General features: G+C 32.8%; 7 protein-coding genes. All 7 read right to left on the bottom strand.

Annotated elements, in window-relative coordinates; translation table 11 throughout:
- Window positions 1-951: retron Ec67 family RNA-directed DNA polymerase/endonuclease (locus AWV70_RS24470; RefSeq protein ID WP_235588620.1), on the bottom strand; the 951-nt coding region annotated here is incomplete at its 3' end.
- 311 nt (window positions 952-1,262) lie between these two features.
- On the bottom strand, window positions 1,263-1,484 hold the full coding sequence (locus AWV70_RS10370) for a hypothetical protein (protein WP_047185293.1): 222 nt from the start codon (window positions 1,482-1,484) through the stop codon (window positions 1,263-1,265).
- Window positions 1,485-1,613: 129 nt separating this feature from the next.
- Entirely contained in the window at window positions 1,614-2,813 is a 1,200-nt protein-coding gene (gene mobT, locus AWV70_RS10375) for a MobT family relaxase (RefSeq protein ID WP_060206768.1), read from the bottom strand.
- A gap of 211 nt (window positions 2,814-3,024) precedes the next feature.
- Window positions 3,025-4,365, bottom strand: a complete 1,341-nt coding sequence (locus tag AWV70_RS10380; protein ID WP_060206776.1) for an FtsK/SpoIIIE domain-containing protein — start codon at window positions 4,363-4,365, stop codon at window positions 3,025-3,027.
- Window positions 4,365-4,742, bottom strand: a complete 378-nt coding sequence (locus AWV70_RS10385) for a YdcP family protein (RefSeq protein ID WP_060206777.1) — start codon at window positions 4,740-4,742, stop codon at window positions 4,365-4,367. Before AWV70_RS10385 ends, AWV70_RS10380 begins: the two co-directional genes overlap by 1 nt.
- 13 nt (window positions 4,743-4,755) lie before the next feature.
- Window positions 4,756-5,070 carry a YdcP family protein gene (locus AWV70_RS10390; protein WP_060206779.1) on the bottom strand — a complete coding sequence of 105 codons (315 nt, stop codon included), beginning with the start codon at window positions 5,068-5,070 and terminating at the stop codon, window positions 4,756-4,758.
- A gap of 478 nt (window positions 5,071-5,548) precedes the next feature.
- Window positions 5,549-7,456 (bottom strand): hypothetical protein, encoded by a 1,908-nt coding sequence (locus tag AWV70_RS10395; protein ID WP_060206781.1) that lies wholly within the window; start codon window positions 7,454-7,456, stop codon window positions 5,549-5,551.
- Window positions 7,457-7,561: the final 105 nt, after the last annotated feature.

Below are 7,561 nucleotides of genomic sequence, written 5' to 3' on the forward strand. Positions count from 1 at the left end.
ACGCTCTCTCGTACTTAAATTATTAAAATGATGTTTGATATTGTCTATTTTATTATTATACCAAGTTAGTTGGTTTATAAATGATAATCTTCCTTCTAATTGATTAAGGGTAGCGGGTTCGCCATTAATCTCGAAACTTCCTTGTTTATAGAGTTGATGAGCCATTGCCCTAGTTTCTTTATAATAAACTCTATTTACGTTTATTTTTTTATTAACAACAAGTCCAGTCACGACTTGTCTAGAATCCCTAAATTGTAACCTTGTCTTCTTTTCATTAACGTTAAATCCAGCTCGTACAATCTCTTTAGAAATTTCATTATAAAATTCGTCTTGTAGATTTAAGAATTTCTTATCATTAGTCGAAAATGTTAAGTCATCAGCATATCGAGTATAATGTAACTTATATTTTTTTGCGATTTTCATTATCCTGAAGTCGAGTATCTCACAAATCAAATTTGTAATGATAGGAGAACTTGGGCCCCCTTGAGGTAACTTTCCTTCATAACATGATATTTGTGCTATAACCGTAGCTACTTCAATAGGAAATAAGAAATTACCATTCTTATTAAAGAAACCTCTTACACGACCAAAATGAAAACTTTCAAAAAAATTCTCTAAATCAATATTCAAAACAAACCTTTTATTTCGATGAATTTTTGCATTTGTAATAATGTTTTTTTGTTTTTCAAAAGCATGAGAGATATTATTGTTTTTCTTTCGTCCCTTTTCTTTATGGTTATACAATGCTTCAGCAAGTTTTGTTTGAATATCTTTCAGTTCTTCTAACGGAGCATTAATTTTACGAATACCACCATTCTTCTTAGGTATTTCAAACGTGGTATATAGATTTTTGACTCCCTTTACATACAACACGTAACTAAGCTGCTTTCTAGGTATATTCAGAAAATCTGCAAATTCATTTCTTGTTTTAATATTATAAAATTCTTTCATAAAAAAACTCCTTATATATAAACGTGTGGCTACTCATTATGCGAAGCTAATAGGACATATCGGCAACCATACCGACATGATAAATATTGGAATAGTAGAAGCTAATGCTCCCACCATTTTTGTCAACACTTGCGAAACACAAGCGAAAAAATCTAGCCACACGTTTACAATATTATACTACATTTCTTCAATAAACCAAGTAAACTGCAAGTTAGTACGTTTAGAAGAAATGCACCGTTCCAAACTGGATAAAATGATAAATACACTAACAATTATATATCTACATTAAATACTTTCTGCAGATTGAACAATTAAGCTCCTATAATTCTATTGAATAAGTTTAACAATACATCTTTAACACCACTTGCATTAAAGACCAATCCTACCGCGATTAATGCCACAATCAAAAATCCAATCAGCTTCGAGAACTCACGTTTAAACCCTAAATAAATACCAATTACAACAATCGCCATTAATACTAGAGACTGTGCATTACTTAAAAACCAATTGTATAAATTTTGTCCAAAGTTCATTGTTCATTTCTCCTTCCATCTTCTAATACTTTGTTACTTGCCGCATGCATTCGATAAACCATAAAACGATACCGCCTATAATGGTAATAAAAATATATTTTACGAATTTCATGGAAGTCCCCCAATCTATCATTTAATGACTTCTTCTGTTTCAAGTGCCTGTTGCATCAATAATTGTTGATGACGTTTGGTTAATTTCGCTTGATCTAAAATATCTTTAATCACAGTTGTTTGATTGATTTCATCTAGTTTAGTTGCAAGTTTCCAAGTAGGGGCTACTTGACGTGCCAACCATCTAAGTGTTTTGTCGAATGTGTAAGGTTCAGGTTTTGTTGTTAAATAAATTTTTCTATTTTCCCCTAAATCTAAAAAACGTTGCCACTCTGCATTCATTGGCCAACTGCTTCGACGTTTTTTCTCATCTTTATCAACAAACCGAATATATCGATTAATGATGGAAAATGCTGTTCGTCCCGCATCTTCATAGGTCATTAAATCAACAACGGCATGATAGGCACGATCATTTTTTAATCGAATTTCAAAACGATTTTTAATGTCTGTATCTTCAAGGGATGCTCCGTGTTTTACGTATTGTTCATAATCCTTTTCATACACACAAAAATACACATCACTTTTCAAAGAGCCGATATACAACGTATTTCCCATATCACGTTTTTCTTCTCCATGAACCAATTCGCCAGAACGATAACTTTTAAAGCTACGAAACACAGAAATACATTCTTCATCTCGACATTTTTTCGTCAAAAACGGAATATCCAAGATGCCTGTTTTATCATTGATTGCAAGGTCAACTCGTTTAAAGACACCATTTACTCGAAATACATCCATGAAAAAATCAAACCATGTCCGTTGCTGGGCTAATAAAAAGTTTTCAAATTGACGGCAACCCTTACCTTTGAGTTCTAGCAGACAACCTTTATCTTCATCTGGCGAAACCATGACAACAATGTCGCCAAAGACGTATTGTTCCAAATAAGAATAAAACGCATAATCTTCATGAATCATATACTCCATTTTCAATCGTAAAATTTCTTCAATAACTGGCTTCGGGTTCGTTGTTAAAAAACGGATTCGCACGTAATCAAATAAAATTTCGAGTGGTGCTTCTGGATTAAATTGTTCTAAAATATCGAACATCGCATTTTGTAATGTTTGGGTTGGTGTGATTTTTCCAGTTTCAATTTCACTAATATATTGCCTTGAAATTCCTACATGTACTGCTAATTTATTTTGCGATACGCCATATGCCAGTCGTTTTTCTTTTAATTGTTGATACCAAGGTACTTCATTCATGTGCATTCCTCCCAACAGAAAAAAGATGTCAACTAAGGGCTAAAAGCTGACATCTTCGTAATATGACCTAAACTCTTGATACATCAGGGTTTCTGTACTTTTGAAACAGTTTATTATTGTTTTTCTACCCCCCTGTTAGAAACGGGGGGTAAAGCGTGGCTGTCGCCACGCAGGCTTCGCCCAGCACAGCGGCTTTCGCTTCGCACGCCGCCGCACTGGGCAGCCTTTATTGGACTAGTTTAGCAATCTCCTTTAAAAAATCATGTTCTTTCGGGACAAGTGGTGTATAAAATTCAGAAATGACATTGTCCCCTTTGTCAACATACCCTCTTCCTTTGATCTGTTTTAAGAAAAATTGCTTTTGTACGTCACTACCGAACATCATGCCGTAGCCAAGTTCTGACATACGCCCTAAAGCAACTCGAAAATTGAACTGATCACGGATTCCATCCCCAAGGTATTTTGCGTCTGGACGTTGACAGGCAAGAATTAGGAAGAATCCTGCCTGTCTGCCTAACATGACAATCTGTTTCAGTTTACTTAATACTGCTGTGTTTTCTTTGGAAGCAAGTAGCTCCATAAATGCGACATACTCATCAAAAATTAAAAAGTGTGGTGATAAACCCAAATACGCATAGTTTTCCCCTGTTTTATAATTGAGCATCTGTTTCATTTCTTCACTACGAGCCATCATATCATCGTAAAATTGGTCAATACATGTCATCATGTCTTCCTTTTTATAATAGACATCAGGCATAACAGTGGCTAAATCCGCTAAATCAGCATTTTTTGGATCTAAAATATACAATTTTGCATCTGTTTTTAATAGCGCTTCAATTAGTGTGAGAAGAAAATATGTCTTTCCACCCCCGGTTCCGCCAGCGATCAACATATGCGGGAGTTTATCGTATTCCCAATACATCGACTGCATAAGCTTTAAGCTGCCATTTGGTGCGGTGACTCCATCAATAGAAATACGATTCGCAATCATATCATAGAAAAGAACATACTCCACATAAGAATCATGTAATTCTTTCGATACCAGTTCACAATACAGACCACTTTCTAATTTATTTTCCAAGTTTAATAAGGGCTCTTGGTATTTTCCGAGTGTAATTTCCACTTGAATATGAAGCAAACCTTTTTCAAACCGATAATACATCTTTGGAAAATGACTGATTTTCTCCTTGGTTTTTCCCGAAGGTATATCTTCAAAGAAACTGTTTGATTGTACTTGTTTTGTTTCATACCACCCATTCTCCAAGATCATTTTGGCAAGTTTTTGTCGGTGAATAACCTGTTTAATATGGTCATAGCGATACCAATAATAAACAAGAGCGCAGCAAGCTGTCACCACAAGGCTGATAATCAGTGACACCAATCCATACATACTAATAAAGTGCGCTTGAAATACATCAAGTTGCCATGTTGTAGATAGTAAAAATGTCAGATGAAAAGGAATAAAGGAAACAAGCCATACACCAGACAGCCCCAAAATTACATATTGAAAAACGAGGGACACATCACTAGCTCTAATCCGTTTCCCACGTCTTTGGAAATATTTCATTATTTTTCCTTAGGAGTAGCTTTTGGTGTATTACCGCCCATTGTTGCTGCTTTTTCCTTTAAGGCTAAATCATCTGCTTTAATGTACCAATCAACATCTGCGCCACGAAAGGTCGCATTCGCCACAGTATTTGCGACAGGGTTAATAATTTCCACCTCTGCATTGTAGTCAAATTCTTTTAATGGAACAGAAGCAGGGATACTCACTTGAATCATGCGTCCTTGTTCTTTCGATTTTAAGTCATACGTGCGTTCCTTGACTTCCGATGATACCGTTCCATCTTCATTTTGTAAAAAGACCTCACGCCGTAATGCTGAAAATTTTAATAAACCAAAAGTCTTATCCTTATCAATGACAATACCTTGTGCCAATCTCATATCGTTTTCCTCCTTATGCTTTTACCATGTCATCTGCATGTAAGATATAATTTGTAAAACCACGATCCCCAATTTTATATCCTTCTACGGTAATTCGTGGATTTATCAGTTTGAGATTTTCCTCTGATTCAAAGAATTTTTCCCCAGCTTCTTGTGGGAGAATGACCTCAATATCATCCGCCCGTTGAATATCGGAATATAGGTTATAACTACGAGTGAGTGTCGTCATACGCCCATTAATCCGTCGCTGTTCGACTTTACCTTCACCTGCGTATTCTAAATCTCCAAAAGTTTTTTCCATGTTCGGAATAACGTATTTTAATTCCATCACGATTTTCCTTTCTATAAATAGATTTTTATTTGAGTAAATAAGTTAATTAAGACTTTCTAGCGGTAGGGGAACGGACATAATATAATTTCATGTAAAAACCTCCTTAAACTTTGTAGTGAATAAAAAAAGCTGAAATGAACTTTCTCATTTCAGCTTTTTTTATTCAAATCTATAAGGCAGTAATAGTACACTTTGGTATCAAATTATCTGTATTAATTATCTAAAACTCATTATGGTATAATTATTCTAGTTCTTTCCCAAGAAGAAGACGATTAAAAACATAATCTGTTATTTTTATGCAGTTGAATACTGTAACTATACTAGTTATAAATAAAAGCAATCAAACTGTTGTTAAACTAAACAGTTTGATTGCTTGGCGTTCTTTCTTATTTATTTATCAATATATTTCCAACAAAATGCTACGTAGCCAAGGTTTTAAACTATTTAAATATGTAGAGTCCCAAGAAGTTAAGAATTAATTAGATAAAAACTCATTCTTACTTAAATCTATAAATCCTTTTTCCCCATCTCTAAACGAATATTTCACGAATTGCAACATTTCCTCAGGTGGAGTGTTTTCAACGACTATTATTTGTGCTTTTTTAGATAATTCTACTAGCATATAATATATGTTCAAATAGACCTCTGGATCATTTATCACATGTTCGTCTTCAACTTGAACACTTTGCTCATTTTTATTTGTGCCAAAATATTTACTTATAGAATCGAGAATCAACAATTTAGGGTGAAATATAGCAGATGAATTAGAAATGACCGCATCGAGGAAAGAAAGTTGCATACACTCTAATAATCCTCCGCTTTCATGCTCATAAACACTAGCATTTTTATAGTATGGAATATAATCTTCCTCATCAATGAATGAGTCTGTGGTATCATAATATTTCATCTTTTTCATATTAGATAAATAGACTCTATTTAGTTCATTCATTATTTGATTTTTTCTCTTGCTTTTTTCATCCATTGCTTTCAACTTAACTTTTAAGGCTTCCAATTGAATTTTATCATTTTCTACTATATTACTAAGTTCATTAATCTTATTAAAAACCCGCTTACTTTCTAATAAGATTTCCCTATCTTTTTCCAAATTATTTATATTTACATTAATGCTGTTAAGTTGCGGTAAAAAAGGTGTATGAACATCTTTTGAAAACTCGCTTAAAGCAAGAGATAAAATTTCCTTTTTTCTCTTTTTTTTCTTTATCTGAGTTTGGAGTTCTGATATTTTTTCTTTGCTAGTATCCATTACTTCATTAACCATTTTTATTTTATTTTGAATGTCTTTCAAAATATATTTGAAATTCTCAGGAGAAGTTTTTTTGTTCTGTTCTTGATGTAGATCATTTTTTACTTTCGAATTACATAAAGGACATGTAAGTTCATGCTCACTAATCTTAAGTTTATAATTTATCTCTTCGGTGGTTTTTATATCTTTCATTTCAGAATGATAATCACTCAAGAGTAACCCATTACTAGTTATACCTAATTGTATATCCTTTATTTGATTCTTTATTTGTTCAATTTCAGAATCTAATTCATTAATTTCCGAGTTTAAGAGAATATAGTCTCTATTACTTGTCGCCAATTCATTCTCTTCATTCTGTCTTCTAATGATTTTATTCTTTCTTTGTAAGAGTTCATCTATTTGATCATCATAATTTCCAATCTGATCCAAGAGATCAGAATAATCGGTATTCCCTCTCTGATTGAGATACCCTTCTAGGTTATCTATCTTTTTCTCATTATCAATTATTTGGTTTTGAACTTTAGCAATTTCCGTTTGTAATTCGTTTTGAGAAAAATTAACTAAATCAAAAATCATTTCAAAAGAAATAGGGTTTTTATACCTTTTCATTGGTTCATTGTGAGATAAAAAGTTATGAGTACCTAAATCATGTTGGTTTATAAAACAGTACCTATAAATATCTCTAAATGAGATAGTTTCCGTGGTTAACTCGTTACTTCTTGCTTTATTCTTAGTCTTCTTAAATTCCATTGCCCCCATTTTTTTCATTAAGAAAGCTTGTAATTCTTTTTTATTAAGTTTTTCTGGAATATATTCATTAATACCATCAAATTTGCAATAATAAAGCCAAAATATAGAAAGATCTTTCTTTATCCCTCTAAAAACAGTAAATATTTCTTGATTAATCTCTATTTCTAAAAAAATGAAATCAACATTGGCTGCTAACTCAGTTTGTACTTTCAATGAAATGCCACGATCTTTTCCTAAACAGTAATCAATAAGAGATAAGACTAATGATTTTCCAGATGTTTTTTCACCACTAATAATATTCAAACCTTTTGAAAAATCTATAGTCCTCTGGTAAGAAATTCCTTGGACAATTAACTTTTTTATAATCAACTTTCAAACTCTCCCTCATATAGCAATTGTTTAAATCCCGTTGACATAGTTTCGTATGGATAGGTTTTTATGATAATAGAGATGTTGTTTAAATACATTTTCACA

The organism is Sporosarcina koreensis, assembly GCF_001531445.1.
In the GTDB taxonomy this organism is placed as follows: Bacteria; Bacillota; Bacilli; order Bacillales_A; family Planococcaceae; genus Sporosarcina; species Sporosarcina koreensis_C.